This window comes from Micromonospora sp. NBC_00821 (assembly GCF_036347035.1).
Lineage (GTDB): Bacteria > Actinomycetota > Actinomycetes > Mycobacteriales > Micromonosporaceae > Micromonospora > Micromonospora hortensis.
Map to the genome: position 1 here is coordinate 2,021,562 of NZ_CP108880.1, position 19,186 is coordinate 2,040,747.

The 19,186-nt window shown below is 73.1% G+C and carries 16 protein-coding genes, 2 tRNA genes and 2 pseudogenes; 10 read left to right on the plus strand and 10 right to left on the minus strand.

Annotation, left to right across the window (positions count from 1 at the left end):
- Positions 1–152 precede the first annotated feature (152 nt).
- Positions 153–620: a winged helix-turn-helix domain-containing protein gene (locus tag OHB44_RS09370; RefSeq protein ID WP_442932692.1), complete on the minus strand. Its 468-nt coding sequence runs from the start codon at positions 618–620 to the stop codon at positions 153–155.
- A 177-nt stretch (positions 621–797) separates the two neighbouring features.
- Positions 798–1,532, minus strand: a complete 735-nt coding sequence (locus OHB44_RS09375; protein WP_266303290.1) for a GNAT family N-acetyltransferase — start codon at positions 1,530–1,532, stop codon at positions 798–800.
- Between the two features lie 117 nt (positions 1,533–1,649).
- Here OHB44_RS09375 and OHB44_RS09380 point away from each other — a divergent pair, with 117 nt between their 5' ends.
- Together OHB44_RS09380 and OHB44_RS09385 are read left to right on the plus strand one after the other, a co-directional pair.
- Positions 1,650–2,231: a TetR/AcrR family transcriptional regulator gene (locus OHB44_RS09380; RefSeq protein WP_112585044.1), complete on the plus strand. Its 582-nt coding sequence runs from the start codon at positions 1,650–1,652 to the stop codon at positions 2,229–2,231.
- A gap of 46 nt (positions 2,232–2,277) precedes the next feature.
- A complete protein-coding gene (locus OHB44_RS09385; RefSeq protein ID WP_330440347.1) occupies positions 2,278–3,234 on the plus strand; it encodes an NADP-dependent oxidoreductase in 957 nt (318 codons plus the stop codon).
- 170 nt (positions 3,235–3,404) lie between these two features.
- Here the strand turns inward: OHB44_RS09385 and OHB44_RS09390 are convergent, their stop codons facing one another.
- Positions 3,405–3,647 (minus strand): DUF6458 family protein, encoded by a 243-nt coding sequence (locus OHB44_RS09390; protein WP_091400768.1) that lies wholly within the window; start codon positions 3,645–3,647, stop codon positions 3,405–3,407.
- A gap of 147 nt (positions 3,648–3,794) precedes the next feature.
- On the opposite strand from OHB44_RS09390, the gene OHB44_RS09395 reads away from it, so the two are divergent.
- Together OHB44_RS09395 and OHB44_RS09400 are read left to right on the plus strand one after the other, a co-directional pair.
- Positions 3,795–3,867, plus strand: a tRNA-Gly gene (locus tag OHB44_RS09395).
- 26 nt (positions 3,868–3,893) lie between these two features.
- Positions 3,894–3,968, plus strand: a tRNA-Val gene (locus OHB44_RS09400).
- Between the two features lie 86 nt (positions 3,969–4,054).
- Here OHB44_RS09400 and OHB44_RS09405 read toward each other — a convergent pair.
- Genes OHB44_RS09405 through OHB44_RS09420 form a run of 4 tightly spaced genes read right to left on the minus strand, consistent with a single transcriptional unit; the run spans position 4,055 to position 11,634 of the window.
- Positions 4,055–6,814, minus strand: a complete 2,760-nt coding sequence (locus OHB44_RS09405; RefSeq protein WP_330440348.1) for an ABC transporter permease — start codon at positions 6,812–6,814, stop codon at positions 4,055–4,057.
- Complete coding sequence (locus tag OHB44_RS09410) at positions 6,811–9,975, minus strand: FtsX-like permease family protein (RefSeq protein WP_330440351.1); 3,165 nt, start codon at positions 9,973–9,975, stop codon at positions 6,811–6,813. Before OHB44_RS09410 ends, OHB44_RS09405 begins: the two co-directional genes overlap by 4 nt.
- A gap of 7 nt (positions 9,976–9,982) precedes the next feature.
- The gene (locus OHB44_RS09415; protein WP_330440353.1) at positions 9,983–10,705 is read right to left on the minus strand and encodes an ABC transporter ATP-binding protein; all 723 of its coding nucleotides are present in this window, start codon (positions 10,703–10,705) and stop codon (positions 9,983–9,985) included.
- Entirely contained in the window at positions 10,702–11,634 is a 933-nt protein-coding gene (locus tag OHB44_RS09420) for an ABC transporter ATP-binding protein (RefSeq protein ID WP_238683266.1), read from the minus strand. The genes OHB44_RS09415 and OHB44_RS09420 overlap by 4 nt, the downstream gene beginning before the upstream one ends.
- Positions 11,635–11,837: 203 nt before the next feature.
- Between OHB44_RS09420 and OHB44_RS09425 the strand changes: the two genes are divergently transcribed.
- The 3 genes from OHB44_RS09425 to OHB44_RS09435 all read left to right on the plus strand — a co-directional run bounded on the left by OHB44_RS09425 (position 11,838) and on the right by OHB44_RS09435 (position 13,906).
- Positions 11,838–12,356 carry an RNA polymerase sigma factor gene (locus tag OHB44_RS09425; RefSeq protein WP_330440355.1) on the plus strand — a complete coding sequence of 173 codons (519 nt, stop codon included), beginning with the start codon at positions 11,838–11,840 and terminating at the stop codon, positions 12,354–12,356.
- Positions 12,353–12,820, plus strand: coding sequence for a hypothetical protein (locus OHB44_RS09430; RefSeq protein ID WP_330440356.1), 468 nt, complete (start codon positions 12,353–12,355; stop codon positions 12,818–12,820). Before OHB44_RS09425 ends, OHB44_RS09430 begins: the two co-directional genes overlap by 4 nt.
- 93 nt (positions 12,821–12,913) lie before the next feature.
- Positions 12,914–13,906: an NAD-dependent epimerase/dehydratase family protein gene (locus OHB44_RS09435; RefSeq protein WP_330440358.1), complete on the plus strand. Its 993-nt coding sequence runs from the start codon at positions 12,914–12,916 to the stop codon at positions 13,904–13,906.
- A gap of 34 nt (positions 13,907–13,940) precedes the next feature.
- Here the strand turns inward: OHB44_RS09435 and OHB44_RS09440 are convergent, their stop codons facing one another.
- From OHB44_RS09440 to OHB44_RS09450, 3 genes are all read right to left on the minus strand, one after another.
- Complete coding sequence (locus OHB44_RS09440) at positions 13,941–14,798, minus strand: universal stress protein (RefSeq protein ID WP_238683265.1); 858 nt, start codon at positions 14,796–14,798, stop codon at positions 13,941–13,943.
- An 11-nt stretch (positions 14,799–14,809) separates the two neighbouring features.
- Entirely contained in the window at positions 14,810–17,203 is a 2,394-nt protein-coding gene (locus OHB44_RS09445) for a phosphoketolase family protein (RefSeq protein WP_330441206.1), read from the minus strand.
- A gap of 67 nt (positions 17,204–17,270) precedes the next feature.
- A complete protein-coding gene (locus OHB44_RS09450; protein ID WP_238683264.1) occupies positions 17,271–18,131 on the minus strand; it encodes a universal stress protein in 861 nt (286 codons plus the stop codon).
- 152 nt (positions 18,132–18,283) lie between these two features.
- On the opposite strand from OHB44_RS09450, the gene OHB44_RS09455 reads away from it, so the two are divergent.
- The 3 genes and pseudogenes from OHB44_RS09455 to OHB44_RS33460 form a co-directional block, all read left to right on the plus strand.
- Positions 18,284–18,520 (plus strand): HTH domain-containing protein, encoded by a 237-nt coding sequence (locus OHB44_RS09455; RefSeq protein WP_030336062.1) that lies wholly within the window; start codon positions 18,284–18,286, stop codon positions 18,518–18,520.
- Positions 18,520–18,702: pseudogene (locus tag OHB44_RS33455) on the plus strand (Clp protease N-terminal domain-containing protein); the annotation flags it as partial. The gene OHB44_RS09455 and the pseudogene OHB44_RS33455, both read left to right, overlap by 1 nt.
- Positions 18,703–18,891: 189 nt before the next feature.
- A pseudogene (locus tag OHB44_RS33460) lies at positions 18,892–19,071 on the plus strand (Clp protease N-terminal domain-containing protein); the annotation flags it as partial.
- Between the last annotated feature and the right edge of the window lie 115 nt (positions 19,072–19,186).

Below are 19,186 nucleotides of genomic sequence, written 5' to 3' on the forward strand. Positions count from 1 at the left end.
CAGGACAGTCCTGTCCGGGCTGGTCAAGGCATCGCTCGGACAGGAACTCGAACAGGCGGGTCGGTCGTCGAACAACCGTCCCGGTCCGGAGATCCCCGCCTGGTGGATGAAGGTCGGAGGTTTCACCGGAACGCGTCGGAGGCCCCAGGCCATCAGTCGACGCTGAGCCGGTAGCCGATGCCTCGCACGGTGTGCACGCGCAGTGCGTCGTCGACGGCGTGCAGTTTGCGACGTAACCGCTTCACGGCCGAGTGCAGGATCGACGTGTCGCCGAGGAACGCGCAGCCCCAGACCGATTCGAAGAGCCGCTGGTAGGTCCAGACTCCGACCGGTGCGGTGGCGAGTTGGGTGAGCAGGTTGCGCTCGAGTCGCGTCAGGGCCAGCGGTTGTCCGCGCCACGTCACCCGATGGTCGAGCGGGTCGATGGTGAGGTCACCGAGGTTGATCTGGCCGGCCACGCCGACGGCTGGAGCGGCTGCGGCAGCGGCTGGAGCGGGGGCGGACGCGGTGGTGGGGAGCCTCGCCGGCCCGCTGATGACCGGCCCGGCGATCATCGCCTGCAACTCCGCGAGGTCGGTGCAGATCACCAGGGTGCCGAGTCCGTCCAGGCGCCGCACCATCCGCTCGCGCACCGACACGTCGGCGGTCACACAGAACACGAGGGACACATCGTCGATCACTGTCGTACCTCCCCAGGCGCCAGTAGAAGACAACGCTGTCTGAACCCCGTAGTCAATGGTTTCCGGCGGGCGGCCACCCCGTGATCCACTCGGGCTCGCCGGGTCGTTCGTTCGCTTTCAGAAGGTCAACAGGCGGAACTCGCCCACCGGCCGGAAGCCGAGGCCGTGGTAGACCGACTCGCCGACGGCCGACGAGGTGAGGGCGGCGGTGCGGGCGCCCCGCTCGGCAGCCAGATCGAGCGCCGCCCTGGTCATGGCCGCTCCGATGCCCCTGCGGCGCTGCTCTGGCTGGGTGCCGACGAAGTAGAGGGTGACCAGACCATGGCTGATCCAGGCGACGGCCGTCGCGACGATCCGGCCGTCATCGAGGCGACCGGCCAGGCGCAGCACGGTGCCGTCGCCGGTGAACGCCTTCTCCCGTTCGATCGTCGCCGCCACACCGTCCGCCGGGATTCCGGACACCCTGGCATAGGCCGGGACGAACGCGGCGAGGTCGGTCGTCTCGGCGATCTGCATGCCGGCGGGAGTCGGCACCTCGGCCACCGCCCCGATTCGCACGGTCATGATCGGCATGCGGGCGACCTGCACCGCGCCGAGGGAGACCAGGCCGTCCGCGGTGCCGGCGTCGCTGTCCGGGCCGACCCACCAGATGCGGGGTACGCCGTGCAGGCGCTTCCGGGCTGCGACGAGCGCGTCCCGTGGTGTGCGCCCGACCACCCGCAGCACACCGTTGAGGGGTGCGTGCGGCACGTCACTGCGGTAGGTCGGAAGGTCCGGACCCCCCGCGACACCGATGTTCCAACCGAGCAGGTACGCCCGGTGCGCGGCCAGCACCGTGTCGAGAGGCTCCATGATCTGGATCGTAACGCGGGCCGGCACACCCTTCGGCCAGCGGAAACGGCTCTCGGAGCGGCGGCTGTGACCGGCGGTACTTTGTCGATCGTTCCAGATAGCGGGTAGCGTTCAGCCATGGCCCGCACCCGTGAGTTCGACCTCGACGCCGCAGTCGACGCTGCCATGGACGTGTTCCGGAGCAAGGGCTACGAGGGCACCTCCATGCGGGACCTCTCCGAGGCGACCGGCCTGGGCAGCGGCTCGATCTACGCGGCGTTCGGCAGCAAGGACGGCCTCTACCTGGCGGTGCTCGACCTGTACCGGCAGCGCTACGCCACACCGATGGTCGATCTGCTGCGCTCGGGCAACGACGCGCGGGCGGTCATCCGTGAGGTGTTCATCGGCACGGTGGACGACATCACCGGCGACGGCCGGCACCTCTCCTGCCTCATCGTCGGGGCGTCGATGGAACGGGCGCACCAGGACGTGCGGGTCGCCGAGCGGCTTCGCTCGACCACCCAGTCCCTGGAGTTGGCGCTCTACGACCTGCTCGCCGAGGCGCAGCTGCGGGGGCAGATCACCACCGACCGCAGCGCCACCGACCTGGCCGGCTTCCTGGTCACCAGCCTCCAGGGCCTGCGGGTGATGGGTGCCATCAACCCGGACCGGGCGGCGCTGACGCGTTACGCCGAGGTCGCGCTCACCTGCCTGAACTGACCGCCGGACACGGTGGTCGGCCGTTCACCCGAATGAGGAGTCGAGCATGAGAACGGTCGGACTGCTGCGCTACGGCGGGCCCGAGGTGCTGCGGGTTGTCGAGCTCCCGACGCCGCACGCGGGCCCGGGCGAGGTCCGCATCCGGGTACGCGCCGCGTCGGTCAACCCGGCGGACACCCTGATCCGGGCCGGTATGACGCCGGTGCGACTGCGCGGCAGCGACCCGCTGCTGCCCGGCCAGGACATCGCCGGCACCATCGACGAGGTGGGTTCCGGCACCAGTGGCGCACTCGCCCCGGGTGACCCGGTGATGGCCATGGTCAACCCGACCCGGGCGGCCGGCGGCGGATACGCGGAATGGGTCGTGCTCCCGGAGTCCTGGGTGGTGCCCGCTCCGGCCGGCATGTCACTCGCCGAGGCGGCCACGCTGCCGTTGAACGGGTTGACCGCCCTGCATGCCCTGGACCAGTTGCGGCTGCCGCCCGGCAGCACCCTCGCGGTGACCGGCGCGGCCGGTGCCGTCGGCGGGTACGCGGTTCAGCTCGCCAAGGCCGCCGGTCACCGAGTGTTTGCCGACGCGGCGCCGAATGACGCCGAACTGGTAGCGGCGCTCGGCGCCGACGTGACGGTGACCCGAGGCCCGGGTGTCGCCGACCGCTTCCGGGAGCATGCCCCGGACGGGGTGGACGCCGCTGTCGACACCGCGTTGCTCGGTGGCGCGTTGCTGCCCGCCGTGCGCGAGGGTGGTGCCGTGGCGCTGCTGCGCGGCGGGCCCGATCCGGTGCTGCGGGCGCAGGCCGACCAGCGGAGGATCGACATGGTGTCCGCGTACGTGCACGAGTACGACGGGCGCCGCGACAAACTCGACCTGCTTCGGCGACTCGCCGAGGAGGGTGCGCTGACGCTGCGGGTCGCCGGCCGGTTCCCGCCGCAGGAGGCGGCGCGCGCGCATCAGCTCCTGGAAGCCGGAGGGGTACGCGGCCGGTTGGTCATCGAGTTCTGATTCCGCCGGCAACGCCGGAGCACGATGGTCCACTCACCGGCGGCGGCGACGCCTACCCGGCGTCTGGTGCGTGCGGGGTCACGGGCGCGAGAGGCCGGCCGCCTTCGGCGAGGCGGCCGGCCCGGAATCACTGTGGTCTGGCGGCTCCGCCAGCTGTGGGTCTGGCCGGGTCACAGCGGCGGGGCGATGTCCCGCCGCTCCTCGACCTGGCGGTACTCCACCGGCTGCTCGGTGGTGGTGACGACCTGGCGGCGGCGACCCCAGATCAGCGTGGTCATGATCAGGCCGAGCACGCCGGCGCCCATCAGGATCCAGCCGACCACGTCGAGGTTGATGCCGCCGACGCTCGCGTCCAGTGCGAAGGTGAGGATCGCGCCGAGCGCGATCAGGAAGATGCTGGTGCCGATACCCACGACAGCCTCCTTAAGGGGGTGTGGTGCGCTGTCGAGCCCTTCAGTACCCCGGCGGGGACCAGCGCAACCGCGACCAGTCAGGGTGCCGTTCCAAGCGATCTTGGCATCGGGTAGAGTTCACCTGTCACCGGCGCTTGCCGGAGACGTGCGGACGTAGCGCAGCTGGTAGCGCATCACCTTGCCAAGGTGAGGGTCGCGGGTTCGAATCCCGTCGTCCGCTCGCGATGCGCCCCACGGGGCCGCCACGGGCGATTGGCGCAGTGGGAGCGCGCTTCCCTGACACGGAAGAGGTCACTGGTTCAAACCCAGTATCGCCCACCATCTCTGCAAGTGGATCAGATGACCCGTTACCGGATCTCCGGTAACGGGTCTCGCCGTTTCTGCTTCCCGCACCGGGAGACCCTCGGTCACTCGCCGGCGCGAAGTACCTCGCTCAGCCTGTCGCGTCGCCGCAGCGCCGACTCGACAGGTACGACGGTGGCGGCCGTCGCCAGCAGTGCCACGCTCACCAGACCCAGCAACCACCACGGCAGGACAGCCGTCGGGTCGGCGGCCTGGCCGGTGAGCAGCCGCAGGTCGAGCGGGCCGAGCGTCAGACGTGCGAGCAGGGCCCCGAGTAGCGGGCCACACACCGCGGTGACCACTACCGGCGGCAGCAGTTCTCCGGCGGCGACCCAGCGGGCGTCGCGTGGCCGCAGGCCGAGGGTCCGCAGCCGGGTCAGGGTCTGCCACCGTTGCGACGCACCGGCGGCGGCGGAGAGCGTGAGGCCGAGCAGACCCAGCGCCAGCAGCACCGCGGCGACCGTCCACGCCAGCCGTACCAGCCCCGCCGTCAGCGGAGCCACCCGCTGCGCCCGCAGGACGTCCGCACGCAGCACGACGTCGGAGGCGATTCCGGTGTTCGACACGGCCCGCGCCGCGCCGGGGCCGGTGACCCAGACGGTATTGGGAACGGCGGGCAGCCCGGCGACGGCGAGGGTCGCCGCGTCCACGACGACGACGTCGTCGACGCCGCCGACGGAGGGTGCGGTACCGACGGCGGCGAGACGGATCGCCGGGGCGCCGTCCCGGGGCAGCTGCAGCCGCGTGCCGGTGCGCAGACCGCCGTCAGTCGAGCGGACCAGCGCTGGGACCTCCCCGGGGCCAGGACCGGGTGCCGTGAGCCGGGCCAGCGCCGGCGCGTCGGGCAGCGGAGTGGTGGCCAGCAGGCGCTGGAACGCCGCGGTGTCCACGACGACCAGGCGTGGGGTGAGCAGCGTCGACTCGGTGAAGAGGCGTGCGGAGTCGGTCACCTGCGCGACGACGACGTGCCCTACCCCGGGTGCGGCGGCGATGCGCTCGGCGAGCGCGGGCGTGGCGGCCTCGGCGTCGGCGCCGACGTCGAGGCGGGCGTCGGCGCCGACGGTGCTCCACGCGCCGTCGGTCAGGCCTCGGGTGACTGTGGCGCCGAGGATGAGCGCGAACGACGCGAGTGCCGTGGTGCTGACCAGAACCAGCAGCGGCAGCGCGCGCCCGGCCGTTGTGGCCGCCTGGGCGGCACTGAACACGGCCAGCGGGCGGCGCGAGCGTAGGGCCTGTCGGAGCGAGAACCGCGCCCCGAGGGGCAGCAGCCGGAGCAGGACGAGCGCGCCGACGAGCGCGCCCAAGGCGAGGGCACTGATCGGCAGGATGAGGTCACCGGTCAGCTCGCCGTTGTCTCCGTCGGAGGCCAGGGGCAGGAGCCCGCGCTGGTGCAGTGTGACGAAGGCGGCGACCGCGGCGATCAGGACGGCGGCCTCCGCTGCGGTGCGGCGCAACTGGCCCGTGGCCCGGATCCAGCGCCGAGCGGCCGGGTTGGCGGGTTGGCGCCGGTCACGGCTGGCGCGGGCGGCGGCGAGGGTGCCGAACGCCGGCCCGGCGACAACACCGGCCAGGACCACGGGAACGGCCCAGGTCCAGGAGACGCCCGGGGCGGCCGCGCGGGCGAGCGCGAGCCCGACGGCGGCGGCCGACACTGACACCACTGTGGACTCGATGATCAGTTCCGCACCGAGGTCGGGTAGCGCCGCCCCGCGCTGCCGGGCGGCGCTCAGCACCGGGGTACGGCGGCGGACCAGCAGGTCGGCGGCGAGCAGCAGGACCAGCACCGTGGCGGTCAGTACGCCGGCGAGCAGGACGGCGGCCTGTGTGGAAGCGGCGCTGTTGCGGGCACTTGCCTCGCGTAGGGCGGCGTCGAGCTGCGATTCCCACTTCAGGGATTGCTCGCGGTCGCTCGACGAGCCGGAGGTCGCCTTGAGCTTGACCACCTGGCTGGCGAGCGCCGCGGTGGCGTCCCAGGTGAGCGCGTCGGGAACGGGGGCGAAGTGGATGGTGCGCCGCAGTTGGTCCTCGTCGACGGCGAGCCGGGCGTCCGGTAACGACTCTCGCGACAGGAGGCCGGCGAACCGGGTGGTCCCCACGCCGTCGGCGCCGGGCACGGGGCGCAGGAGCGCCGGGGCGAGCCGCCAGGCTGGGTCGTCGCCGTCCGTGGGTCGGTAGATCCCGCTGATCCGGACGTCCTTGTCGCGACCCCGGCCGTCCTTGAGCGGAATTCGATCGCCGGGACCGAGGTCGAGTGCGGCGGCGTCCGCCTCGGAGAGGCCGACCTGCACCGGCCAGGGCGGCCCGTCGTAGGGGATTTCGACGTACTGGTCGGAGACGGCGGGGCCGGGTGGGCTGCCGGCGATCCAGGTCACGTCCGGGCCGCCGTTGTCGCCGGCCAGGTAGGTGAACTGGAAGGTACGCGGCGCGCTGCCGCCGGTGATGTCGAGGATCGGGCCGTTGGCAGTGGCGAGGGGCGGGAGCAACGCGGCATCGAGATCGGGCCCGAGCGCGGATGTCGCCCGGGCGCGGAAGTTGTCGAGGGCCTCGGCGAGGCTGGGCATCCGGACTCGCCCGCCGGTCGGCCCGTCGTCGCGTTCCCAGTTGGCGTGTACGAGGACGTTCGAGTCGCTGCCGGCGCGGCGGACCGTGTCCTGGACGGCGTTGTCGGCGGCGGCGCGCAGCAGCGGCGGCGCGGCCCCGGCGAGCAGCGCGACGGCTGCGATGACGGCGGCGGTGAGCAGCAACGGTCCGGCGTCGGTACGGCCACGGCCACGGATGCTGGGCCAGTGCAGCGCCGGCCGCCAGCGGGTCAGCCACCGGTTCACGGGGCCACCCGCAGGTGCGCGGCGTCGGCCCGGCGGACCTGGACGGTGACCACGATGGCGACCACCAGCATGCATCCGGCCAGCAGTACGGCGAGCAGTGCGGCCTCGGCTGGCCACGGCCAGTGTGGCTGGGTGGCCGGGACGGGCGCGGCACCGGTTTCGGAGCGCACGAGCAGGGGAGCGACGACGCGGGTGGCGAGCGCGCCGACGGCCGCGCCCGCCACGAGCAGGGGCAGCAGAACGCCGGCGTGCTGGCCGAGCAGCACGGCCCGGATGCCGCGCCGGGTCATCCCCAGGCCGCGCAGTCGCGTCACCTCGACGGCGCGGACCTGGAGGTCACAGGTGACGTGCAGGACGACACCGGCGAGCAGGAGCAGGGCCGCGGCCGGGACGATGAGGCGGAGTGCCGCCGGCAGCCCGGCGAGCAGCGGGCCGCCGGTGAGGCGGGCGGTCTCCGCCTCACGGGTCGCGACGGTGCCCAGGTGCAGGGCGGCGGCCCGCTCGGCGGCATCGGGGCCGGCCGGGTGGCCGACCCACCAGGCGTCGACCGGGAACGTCAGGTCGCCGGTGACGGCACGTGCGCGCGACAGCGTGTCCAGGTCGGCCAGGACGGCGACGGCGCCGGGGGCGGACGGCACGGTCGGCACGACCTCGGTGACGACGACCGGGACGGGGGTGATGCCGACGGTGACGCTGAGCTTGCTGCCGTTCTCGGCGCCGACCTCGCTGGCGAAGCGGGCGGAGACGGCGACGGGCACCGGGCCCGGGTTCGGGAAGGCGGTGGCGACGAGGGTCCGGGCGGCGTCCTCGGCGCCGCCGAGGTCGACGGTCGCGGCCATCCGCAGCGTGGTCCCCGTCGGGGTGGCGGACACCGTGACGGTCGGGTCGCTCAACCTGCTCGGGACCGGCGGCGCGGACGTGGCGGTCCAATCCGATCCGTCAGTGGGCCTCTCGGCCGACCCGGCGGGCGGCACTGTGAGTGTGACGGCGACGGCGACGGGTCCGCCGACCGCGTCGGCGGTGACCGGCAGGGCGACCGCGACGAGGCGCAGCCCGTCAGCCGTCGCGCAGGCGGGCAGCCGGAACTCCTGGCCGTCGAGCGGTACGGCGGGACCGGTGCAGGACGTGCGGAGGCCGGTGGCGTCCTGCAGCATCAGCCGGGGCGTCACGACGAGCGGAATGTCGCCGGCGGCGGTCCCGGTCAGGACGAGTGGGGCGCCAGCCGGAACGGCGAAGCCGTTGACCCGGGTGCGTGGTGCCAGCGTGGCGCCCACGTCCGCCCATCCGCTGTCGTTGTCCAGCCGCCCGCGTAGCAGCGCGTCGGCGCGGGTGGTGTCGACGGCGACCAGGCGCGGCGCGTCGCCGGCGTTGCCGAGCCACTGACCGACGGCGGTGCCACGGTCGAGGGCCGGACTCACGGCCCCCGCGGTGGCCGCGCTGACGATCGCGCCGTCTCCGGCCACCGGCGCCGTGCTGAGGGTGAGGGCCAGGTCGGTGCCGACGGCGAGCGCGGCCTGGTCGCGCTGCGACTGGTGCCACGTGTCGTCGAAGGCGAGACCGAAGGTTCCGGCCGCGCAGGCCAGTCCGACGAGCAGTCCGGCGGCGACCGCCTGTGGCCGGCGGGCGGCCTCGGAGACCGCCAGCGGAAGTGCCAGCCCTCGGGCGCGGTACGCCAGCCGGTCGGCGCCGCGAAGGGCGGGCAGTACCACCCGGAGAGCCAGGGCGGCGCCTGCGATGAGCAGCAGCGCCGGCGCGAGCACCCGGACCGCGTCGGCGCGTGGGCTGGCGGCGGCGGACTGCGCGTACAGCTGCCACCATCCGGCGGCGGCGAACACCGCGAGCATCAGGTCGGCGCCGGATCGGGCCAGCAGTTCGCGGCGGGTTCGCTGGTCGCCGGCTGTCGGGACGGGCCGGATCGCCAGGACGACGAGTACGGCGGCGAGCACCAGCGCGCCACCGGCGACCGCGAGGACCTGGGCACCGGCGATCGCCGGCCGGACGGTCAGGCCGGCGCCGTCCAGCGGCGGCAGGTGGGTCAGGCCGGCGTGCAGGGCCGACGAGGCCGGTATCGCGATCGCGGCGGCGACGGCGGCGACGAGCCCGGCCTCGAGTGTCGCGGTGGCGGCGAGTTGGCGACGGCTGGTGCCCAGGGCGGACCGCAGGGCGGTCTCGTCGGCGCGTATGCCAGTGGTCAGACGGCCGGCGAGGACGAGTGCCGTCGCGGCCAGGACACCGCCGAGGACGGCGATGGCCAGCACGACGGCGGCGGTGACGTGCCGTTGGTCGTCGGCGGCCCGCAGGGTCAGTGGCAGTTCGGAGGCGACACGTGCGAGCCGGACGCGCTCGCCGAGGGTGCCCGCCAGCCGGCCGTCGGCACTGCCGACGGCCCCAGCCACGGTCTCCAGGTCGTGGCGGTTGCTGTCGGACAGGTCCGGATGGGCGGTGACCTCCAGCCGGTCGACCGTGGCGCCGGTGGTGACCAGGTCGGCGAGGTCGACGAGGAAAGGGCCGTAGGCGTTGACCGGCTGTTGGAAGCGGCCGTCCCGGTAGCCGGTGGCGGAGCCGGCCGCTGCCAGCGGGTCGCGGTCCCAGCCGCGGCCCGGCAGCGGGCGCACCACACCGACGACGACCACGTCGACGGCCGGGACGGGCGCGTGGGCCAGCTCGGCGCCGAGGCGTACCCGGTGACCGGGGGTGAGGCCGAGCAGTTGTGCGGTGGACTCCAACAGCACCGCGTCGCCAGGGTGCTGTGGCCAGCGCCCGGTGACCAACTCGGCTCGGGTCGGCAGGTCGTCCAGCCCCGACAGGTACGCCTGGGCCGGCACTGTGGTGCCGGCGGCGAGCGCGGGCGGCAGCGCCCGCAGCACCGTCGACGCCCGCGCGCTTGTCGTCACCGGAAACGGTGCGAGCGTGGAGGCCACCACGGTGCGGGTGTCGGCGGCGACGGACGACGTGTCCCGGCCCTCGACGGTGCCGGTGTAGACGGTCACGTCGACGGCGGCGGGGGCGGCGCGGGCCAGGGCGACCTCCAACGCCCGCTCGGCGGTGTGGGTGACCAACAGGGTGCAGGTACCCAACAGGGTCGCGCCGATCGTGACGACCCCGAGGAGGGCTGCCAGCAACGGCCACTGCGCGCGGGCGCGCCGGCTGACCAGCCTCATCGTCGCGTCACCCGGCGTCTGGCACTGGCGCGTGCGACTGCCCGGCCGCCTGTTCGTCGAGGTGCCCGTCGTGGATACGGATCACCCTGTCGGCCAGGGCCATCATCACCGCGTCGTGCGTCGACACCAGTACGGTGACGCCCTCGGATTCCACTATCCCGCGTAGCAGGGCCATCACCGACAGACCTGTCTCGGCGTCCAGTTGCCCGGTGGGCTCGTCGGCGAGCAGAAGCTGGGGCGAGGCGGCCAGCGCGCGGGCGATCGCCACCCGCTGCTGCTGGCCGCCGGACAGCTCGGCCGGCCGCTGCCCGGCGTGGTCGGCCAGGCCGATCAGCTCCAGCAGCAACTCGACCCGCCGGTCACGCTCGGCCGGGGCGACGCGGGCCATCCGCAGCGGGGCCGCGACGTTCTCCGCGGCCGACAGCACCGGGATCAACCCGAAGCTCTGGAAGACGTACGACACCTTCTCCCGCCGCAGCCGGGACAGGCCATCCTCGTCGAGCGCCGTGACGTCGGTGCCGTCGACCCGCACGGTGCCGGCGTCCGGGCGGTCCAGGCCGCCGATGACGTTGAGCAGGGTGGTCTTGCCCGAGCCGGACCGGCCGACGAGCGCCACCATCGAACCGGCGGCCACGTCGAACGACACGCCGTTCAGGGCGTGTACGACTGTCGGCCCGGTGCGGAAGCGCCGGTGTACGTCGCGCACGCTCAGCAGTGGCTCGCTGCTCATTCGCCGCTTCCCGAGTCGGGGTGGATCGTGATGTGGTCGGGTTCCAGGGCCAGCCGGACGCGTCGGGTCAGCGCCAGCGCCTCGCGGAACTCGCGGGGCACCTGGACCCGCCCGGCCCGGTCCATCACGGCGTACTCCTCGGCGATCGTGTGCGTGTCGCCCTCCGCGTCGGTGGTGGTGCGGCGCAGCACCTCGCTGCTGGTGCGTCCGTCCCGGATCGCGACGGTCCGTTCGACCTGGCCGCTGACCTCCGGATCGTGGGTCACCACGACCACTGTGACGCCGTAGCGCCGGTTGACGTCCCGCAGCACGCCGAAGACCTCCGCGGACGTGGCGGCGTCCAGCTCGCCGGTGGGCTCGTCGGCGAGCAGGACCCGCGGTTGGTTGGCCAGCGCCACGGCGATCGCGACCCGCATCTGCTGCCCTCCGGAGAGTTGCCCGGGGCGGCGATCGGCGCAGTCGGCGACACCGAGGCTGTCCAGCAGCTCGGCCGCGCGTTCCCGGCGCTCCTGCTTCGCGGTACGGGCAGCCGTCATCGGCAGGTCCACCATCTCGCGTGCGGTCAGGTAGGGGATCAGGTTGCTCGCCGTCTGTTGCCGTACGAACCCGACGGTGTGCCGCCGGTAGTCGACCCGGTCCGCGCGGGACATCGCCAGCAGGTTCCACCTGTCGACCCGGACCCGTCCGGCGGTGGGGGCGTCGATGCCGGCCAGGATGGAGAGCAGTGTCGACTTGCCCGATCCGGAGGCACCGACGACGGCGACCAGCTCACCGCTCTCCACGGCCAGGTCCAGGCCCTGCAGTGCTTGCACCTCGATCGAACCGGTCTGGTAGATCCGCACCAGGTTCTCGCAGACGATGAGCGCGTCCCGGCCGAACTCTGGTGCCCGCGCGGTTGGCTGCGGCAGGGACAGCGGTGTGCTGGACATTCCCTGCTCCGTCCGGGTTGTGCTGATGCAGATTGAAGCAGTTTCGCAATCGGCGCCTCCGTTGACCATGCCCGGGGTGGCTTTCCTGCATTCTGGACGAGGGTCTACCGCCGCGACCTCCACCCGCCGGGAGCCGGTTTTCGCTGTGGCGGGTCGTGAACCTGCCGGGCTCTGACGCCGACTGAACAGGCGAAGGAGGGCCGATGAGCGATGAGTTGCTGGTGGTCCGCTGCCAGTTGGGTGAACGGGAGGCGTTCGCCGAGTTGGTGCAGGGCTGGCATCCGGCGGTCGAGCGGTACGTCGGGCGGATGCTCGGTGGGTCCGACGACGATGTGGTGCAGGAGATCTGGTTGGCGGTCTTCAAGGGGCTGCCGAAGTTGCGTCAGCCGGACCGGTTCACCCCGTGGCTGTTCATCATCGCCCGTCGGGCGGTGATGAACCGGTTGCGGGACGCGTACGCCCACCCGGAACCCGAACCGATCGACGACCTGCCGGGCGCCGACGAGGCGGAGGAGGTCGTCAACCGGGAGACGCTGGCCGGGGCGTTGGCGGCGCTTCCCGCCCGGGAACGGGAGGTGCTGCTGCTGTTCCACCTGGAGGATCAGCCGCTGGACGCCTGCGCGCAGATCTGCGGCATACCCGTCGGCACTGTCAAGTCGCGGCTCAACCGGGCCCGCAGGTTGTTGCGCCACGAACTGGTGCGGAAGGGGTACGAGGCATGACTCCGGAAGAGGTGCTGGCGCGACTGGACGCGCCGTTGTCGCTGCGCAGGCGGGTCGGCTATCTGGCACTGGCCTTCACCGGTCTCACCGCGAGCGCCCTGATCGGGCTGCTCTGGGCGACCGAGCCCGGGTTGCCGACGCGTACCAACGTGGCCTTCGCCGTCCTGGTGGTGATCGGCTTGTGCTGGGCGGTGTTCGGTGGTTGGGCCGTGACCCGACGGACTCCGTTGTTCGCCCGGGACCGGGTGGTCGCCGGCTGGCTCGGCGTCGGGGCCTGGCTGGCATTCAGCGGTGGCGCGCTGATCATCAGCCTGCTGCGTCACGAACTGGAGCCGGCGCTGCTGGGCGTTGTGCTCCTGCTCGGCGCGGTGGCGGCCCTGAACCTGCGGGCGGCCCGTCGGGCGCGAGCGGCGCTGCTGCGCCGCAGGAGCGTGCTGGCCGGACCGGCGACGGGCAACAGGTGAATGGCGGCACGATCGTGAGGTTCTGCCACGAGCAGATCCGCTGCCGGTGAACAGGGGTGCCCTTGCCCGGTCGACGCCGGCACTGTGGAGCGCATGAGACTGCTGGTGCTGGGCGGTACGGGCTTCGTGGGCGGGGCCGCTGTCGCCGAGGCCGTGCGCCGCGGCTGGTCGGTGACGGTGTTCAACCGAGGGCTCCACGGCACGGTGCCGTCCGGCGTGCACCGGTTGCGGGGTGACCGCACCGCGCCGGACGGCCTGGCCGCGCTGGCCGGCGGCGAGTGGGACGTCGCTGTGGACACCTGGGACGGTGCGCCGCGGGCCGCCGGCGACGCCGCCCGCGCCCTCGTCGACGCGGTCGGCCACTACGTGTACGTGTCGAGCGGCTCGGTCTACACCGACCATGCCAAGGCGGGGTTGCATGAGGACTCCCCGGTGGTGGACGCCGACCCGGGCGCCGTCGACGGCGACTACCCGCAGCTCAAGGCCGGTGCCGAGCGCGCCGTGCGGGAGGTGTTCGGTCGCCGTGCGCTGATCGCCCGGGCCGGCCTGATCCTGGGCCCGGGCGAGGACATCGGCCGGCTGCCCTGGTGGCTACGGCGCATCGAGCGGGGCGGGGACGTGCTCGCCCCCGCGCCGGCCGACCTGCCGGTGCAGTACGTCGACGTCCGCGACCTGGCGGGGTGGATGCTCGACGCGGGCGCCCGGCGGGTGGGCGGCACGTTCAACGCCGTCGGTCCTCCGGCGCAGACCACGATGGGCGAGCTGCTCGACGCGTGCGTGGTCGCCATCGGCTCGGACGCCCGGCTGCGGTGGACCGATCCGGCGTCGATCCTCGCCGCCGGGGTGCAGCCGTGGAGCGACCTGCCGATCTGGCTGCCGCGCGGGCACCCGTACCGGGGGTTGTTGGAGCAGGACGTGACCCGGGCACTGGCCGCCGGGTTGACCTGCCGGCCGGTGACCGAGACCGTCGGCGACACCTGGCGCTGGCTGCGCGAGGTCGGTGCGGTTCCCCCGCGCGCCGGACGACCGCAGCGCAGCTCGATCGGGCTGGACCCGACCGTGGAGGCCGCCGTGCTCGCCGCCTGACCGACGCCGCCGTCGGCCGAAGGGCACGTCGTGATCAGCGTTCGCGGACCACAGCGACCGGGCAGTGGGCGTGCTGGATGAGTTGCTGACTGACCGAGCCGAGCAGCATTCCAGCCAGCCCACCCCGGCCGCGGCTGCCGACCACTACCAGCCGCGCGTCCCGGCTCGCCTCGATCAGCATCGCCGCCGGGTTGGTCGACTCCAGGTCGACGGTCACCGCCAGTCCGGGGAACGTCCGCCGCCACGGCTCCAGCGCCTGCTCCACGCCGGCCCGCTCGTCGGGCACCCCGGCCGCCCCGCCGGGGCCCGGTGTCCAGGCGTGCAGGACGCGCAGCGGCAGCTGCCGCTGCGCCGCCCGTTCGGCAGCGAAGCCGAGCGCCACCAGCGAAGGCTCCGAGCCGTCCACCCCGACCGCCACCGGGCGGCCCGACGTGTCGGTCACGGCGCTGTCGGCCCCGTCCCGGACCACCACGACCGGGCAGTGGGCGTGCGCGGCGACCGACACCGCCGTCGACCCGGCGAGCAGGCCGCCGAACCCGCCGTGACCCCGGCTGCCGAGCACCAGCATCCCGGCGTCCGCCGAGCGTTCCTGCAACACCAGCGCGGGCGGTCCGTCGTACACCTCGCCGGTAATGGTCAGCCCGGGGTTCGCCGCGGTGGCGTCCGCCGCGGCCCTGCGGACCAGGTCCTCGACCTGCCGGCGGGCGGTGTCGTCCGGCCACACGCCGGGGGCCACGCCCGGACCGACCCAACTGGCCACTGTCAGCCATTCGAAGACGTACGCCAGCCGCACCGGCTGGCCGCTGTGCCGCGCCTCCTCCATGGCCCAGTTCAAAGCCACCGAGGCGTCGGTGGAGCCGTCGTAGCCGACCAGGATCTCCGCGTCGCGCACGTCGTCCTCCTTCAGGGGGTGGTCGGGTCGGTTTCGCGGACCCAGCGCCATTCGGCGACCTGTGGGTCGTCCTCGCCGTACTCGCGGGTGTAGTCGCGGGCCGCCTGTCGGGCGTCGACCATTCGTTGGCGCAGGTGCGCGGCGCTGGCGGCCAGCCCGGGCACCCGGTCGACGACGTCGATGACGAGGTGGAAGCGGTCCAGGTCGTTGAGCATCACCATGTCGAACGGAGTGGTCGTGGTGCCCTCCTCCTTGTAACCGCGCACGTGCAGGTTCTCGTGGTTGGTGCGGCGGTAGGTGAGTCGGTGGATCAACCATGGGTAACCGTGGTACGCGAAGATGATCGGCCGTTCCTGGGTGAAGATGGTGTCGAACTCGTTGTCGGTCAGCCCGTGCGGATGCTCGGTGTCCGGCTGGAGTCGCATCAGGTCGACCACGTTGACCAGGCGCACCTTCAAGGTCGGCAGGTTCTGGCGCAGCAGCTCGACGGCGGCCAACGTCTCCAGGGTGGGCACGTCCCCGCAGCAGGCGAGCACCACGTCCGGTTCGGTGCCGCCGTCGTTGCTGGCCCATTCCCAGATGCCCAGGCCACGCCGGGTGTGCTGGATCGCCTCGGTCATCGTCAGCCAGTTCGGGGCGGCCTGCTTACCGGCCACCACCACGTTGATGTAGTGCCGGCTGCGCAGGCAGTGGTCCATCGTGGCGAGCAGCGTGTTGGCGTCCGGCGGCAGATAGACCCGCACCACCTCGGCCTTCTTGTTGACGACGTGGTCGATGAAGCCCGGGTCCTGGTGGGAGAAGCCGTTGTGGTCCTGCCGCCAGACGTGGCTGGAGAGCAGGTAGTTCAGCGAGGCGATCGGCTGCCGCCAGGGGATGGCCCGGGTCACCTTCAGCCACTTGGCGTGCTGGTTGAGCATCGAGTCGACGATGTGGATGAACGCCTCGTAACTGGTGAACACGCCGTGCCGACCGGTCAGCAGGTAGCCCTCCAGCCAGCCCTGGCACAGGTGCTCGGAGAGCACCTCCATGACCCGCCCGTCGGGGGAGAGGTGGTCGTCGCCTGGCACCGTGGCGGCCACCCAGGCCCGGTCGGTCACCTCGAACGCCGCACCCAGTCGGTTGGACGCGACCTCGTCCGGGCCGAACAGCCGGAACGTCTGGGGGTTGGCGCTGATGACGTCGCGGATCCAGGGGCCGAGCACCCCTGTCGCGCCGGCGATCGGCGTACCCGGTTCGGGAACCTCCACGCCGTAGTCGCGGAAGTCCGGCAGGGTCAGGTCGCGCAGCACCACGCCGCCGTTGGTGACCGGGTTGGCGCTCATCCGCCGGTCACCGCGCGGCGGAAGCGTCAGCAGCTCCTCCACCGGCGCGCCGGTCGCGTCGAACAGCTCCTCCGGCCGGTAGCTGCGCAGCCAGCGCTCCAGCTCGGCTCGGTGCGCCGGGTTGTCGCGTACGCCCGACAGGGGCACCTGGTGGGCGCGGTAGGTGCCCTCCACCTGGGTGCCGTCGACCTCACGCGGGCCGGTCCAGCCCTTCGGCGTCCGCAGAATGATCATCGGCCAGCGGGGACGTTCGACGTCGCCTCCGGAGCGTGCCCTCCGCTGGATCTCGACGATCTCACCCAGCACACGGTCCAGCGTCGCGGCGAGGGCCCGGTGTACCCGGGCGGGCTCGTCACCGGCCACCACGTACGGCTGGTAGCCCGATCCGCGCATGAGGTCGAGCAGGTCGGCCTCGGGGATCCGGGACAGCACTGTCGGGTTGGCGATCTTGTAGCCGTTGAGGTGCAGGATGGGCAGCACCGCGCCGTCGCGCGCCGGGTTGAGGAAGACGTCGGAGAGCCAACTGCCGGCCAGCGGCCCGGTCTCCGCCTCGCCGTCGCCGATCACGCAGGCCACCAACAGGTCCGGGTGGTCGAACGCGGCGCCGTAGGCGTGGCTCAACGCGTACCCGAGTTCGCCGCCCTCGTGAATCGAGCCCGGCACGTCCGCCGCGACATGGCTGGGGATGCCGCCCGGGAAGGAGAACTGGCGGAAGAGCCGGGACATCCCGGCCTCGTCGCGGGCCACGTCGTGGTAGCGCTCCGACCAGGTGCCCTCCAGCCAGGTGTTGGCCACGATGGCCGGTCCGCCGTGGCCGGGGCCGGTGACCAGCATGGCGTTGAGGTCGCGCGCCACGATCACCCGGTTGAGGTGGGCGTAGATCAGGTTCAGGCCGGGGCTGGTGCCCCAGTGCCCGAGCAGCCGGGGTTTGATGTCGTCGGGGGTCAGCGGCTCGCGCAGCAGCGGATTGTCCAGCAGGTAGATCTGCCCGACGGTGAGGTAGTTCGCGGCGCGCCAGTAGGCGTCCAGCCGGCGCAGCTCGTCGTCGGTGAGGGCGTGGTGCACGTCGAGAGCGGTCTCCATCATGCTGCCTCTCGCGGGTAGGAATGGGGCGTCCGGCGTCCAGCCTGGCCGCTGCGCACGCCCCGGGTCAGGGCCGTTGGTCCGGCTCCGGGTCGGCGCCGGGCCCGGTCAGCGGCGCCTCGGCCAGGCCGCGGACGACGACCACCGGGGCCGGGGAGTGGTAGAGCAGGGACTGGGCGACGGCGCCCAGCATGGCCCGGCCCGGTTCGTCGCCGCGGGCGGCGACCAGCGCCACCTGCGCGTTGCGGGACGTGTCGATCAGCACGTCGGCGGGGTCGCCGCGTACCACCCGGCACTCGGTCGGCACCGTGTTGTCGCGGCCGGTGTGCCGGGCCAGTGCTTCGGTGAGCTGCTCGGCGACCGCGTCGGTGTCCTCGTCGTACTCCACGACCCGCAGCGCCAGCAGTCGGGCGCCCCGGCGGGCCGCGCACCGCACGGCCCATTGCAGGGCGAGGTGTGAGCTGGGCGAGCCGTCCACGCCCACCAACACCGGGCCCTGCGGCGGCGGTTCACGTCGGACCACCAACAGGGGGCAGCCGGCGCGTGCGGCCAACTGCACGGCGGTCGTCTCGGCCGGAACACACTGACCGCTGCCCGCCATGCCGCTGTCGCCGACGGCGAGCAGGAAGGTGCCCTCCGAGCGGCGGATGAGGGTGGGCAGCATCGCGCTCTCGACGATCTCCCCGCGTACGGTCAGCCCCGGCTCGGTCTGGTGGGCGAGTTGTGCGGCGCGGGTGATCAGTTTTTCGGCCTGGTCCCGGGGTGCGGCGACGGTGTCCGCGGCGAAGGCCGCGCGCCAGTCGAAGGTGTGCAGCAGGTGCAGTGGCCGGCCGTGTCCGGCGGCCTCCTGCGCGGCCTGTTCGACGACCGGGAGGTCGAGTTCCGACCCGAGGCCGACCAGCACCGCTGCGTCGGCGGGTGCGGCCATCCGATATCACCTCCCGGGCGTCGCGCCCGGCACGACCAAGCTGTCCCTGACCGAGGGTAGTCGGATGTGCCCGGTGGCGGGTCCGATCCGCCGCGTCCGGCGCTCGTCAACCAGGGTTGACAAGCCACCAGTTGTCAACGTATGTTGACGGCATGAGTCAGGCGACAGAACTCGCGGCGGCAGCCGGCAGCACCGACCCCCGGGTCGGGTTGCGTGCCGTCCGCGCGCTACGCCGGCTCCTTGAGCGGCTCGAGGTGGTCCAGGTCGACAACGCCCGACGACAGGGCTGGTCCTGGCAGGAGATCGCCGACACGCTCGAGGTCAGCCGGCAGGCAGTGCACAAGAAGCACGCCGGGCGACCGGCGGTCAACTCATCCTGGGAGGCGTGATGTTCGAACGGTTCACCGACCGGGCGCGCGACGTGGTGAAACGGGCACTGGAGGAGGCGCGGGTCGAGGGCCAGCGGCCGGTCGGCACCGAGCACCTCCTGCTCGCCCTGCTCGCCGACGACGCCGGGCTGGCCAGCCGGGTGCTCGCCGACGCTGGCGTACGCGCCGACGACCTGCGCGAACGCGTACGCCGGCACACCGTCACCGGCGGCGCGGGCCTCGGCGACGCGGACGCCGCGGCGCTGCGGGAGATCGGCATCGACCTGGCCGCGATCGTGGCCCGCATCGAGCAGTCCTTCGGCCCGGACGCGCTACGGGAGGCGGTGCCGGCGCCACGCCGCCGCTGGGGGCGGAAGCGGTACCTCGGCGGGCCGTTCTCGCCCCGCTCGAAGAAGGCGCTGGAGCTGTCCCTGCGGGAGGCCCTGCGCCTGCGCCACCGCCACATCGGCACCGAGCACATCCTGCTCGGGGTGCTCAGGGAGGGCAACGGGCTCGGCGCGTTGGTGCTCACCGAGTCCGGGGTCGACCTCGATGATCTGCGCCGACGGGTGGAGCTCGCCCTGCGGGCGGCGGCCTGACGGGCGAGGCCGGGTTGAAACCTGTCTGTGGCACTTCCGACGCGCGTCGGTCGCCGGGTCGCTGAAGGCGTCCGGGTGCTGCACACTG

What these genes read in the sequence shown, in the direction of transcription:
- OHB44_RS09370 (WP_442932692.1), bottom strand. Translation starts at nt 620, where the DNA reads ATGGTGCGGCGCCTGGACGGACTCGGCACCCTGGTGATCTGCACCGAC.
- OHB44_RS09375 (WP_266303290.1), bottom strand. Translation starts at nt 1,532, where the DNA reads ATGGAGCCTCTCGACACGGTGCTGGCCGCGCACCGGGCGTACCTGCTC.
- OHB44_RS09380 (WP_112585044.1), top strand. Translation starts at nt 1,650, where the DNA reads ATGGCCCGCACCCGTGAGTTCGACCTCGACGCCGCAGTCGACGCTGCC.
- OHB44_RS09385 (WP_330440347.1), top strand. Translation starts at nt 2,278, where the DNA reads ATGAGAACGGTCGGACTGCTGCGCTACGGCGGGCCCGAGGTGCTGCGG.
- OHB44_RS09410 (WP_330440351.1), bottom strand. Translation starts at nt 9,975, where the DNA reads ATGAGGCTGGTCAGCCGGCGCGCCCGCGCGCAGTGGCCGTTGCTGGCA.
- OHB44_RS09415 (WP_330440353.1), bottom strand. Translation starts at nt 10,705, where the DNA reads ATGAGCAGCGAGCCACTGCTGAGCGTGCGCGACGTACACCGGCGCTTC.
- OHB44_RS09420 (WP_238683266.1), bottom strand. Translation starts at nt 11,634, where the DNA reads ATGTCCAGCACACCGCTGTCCCTGCCGCAGCCAACCGCGCGGGCACCA.
- OHB44_RS09425 (WP_330440355.1), top strand. Translation starts at nt 11,838, where the DNA reads ATGAGCGATGAGTTGCTGGTGGTCCGCTGCCAGTTGGGTGAACGGGAG.
- OHB44_RS09430 (WP_330440356.1), top strand. Translation starts at nt 12,353, where the DNA reads ATGACTCCGGAAGAGGTGCTGGCGCGACTGGACGCGCCGTTGTCGCTG.
- OHB44_RS09435 (WP_330440358.1), top strand. Translation starts at nt 12,914, where the DNA reads ATGAGACTGCTGGTGCTGGGCGGTACGGGCTTCGTGGGCGGGGCCGCT.
- OHB44_RS09445 (WP_330441206.1), bottom strand. Translation starts at nt 17,203, where the DNA reads ATGGAGACCGCTCTCGACGTGCACCACGCCCTCACCGACGACGAGCTG.
- OHB44_RS09450 (WP_238683264.1), bottom strand. Translation starts at nt 18,131, where the DNA reads ATGGCCGCACCCGCCGACGCAGCGGTGCTGGTCGGCCTCGGGTCGGAA.
- OHB44_RS09455 (WP_030336062.1), top strand. Translation starts at nt 18,284, where the DNA reads ATGAGTCAGGCGACAGAACTCGCGGCGGCAGCCGGCAGCACCGACCCC.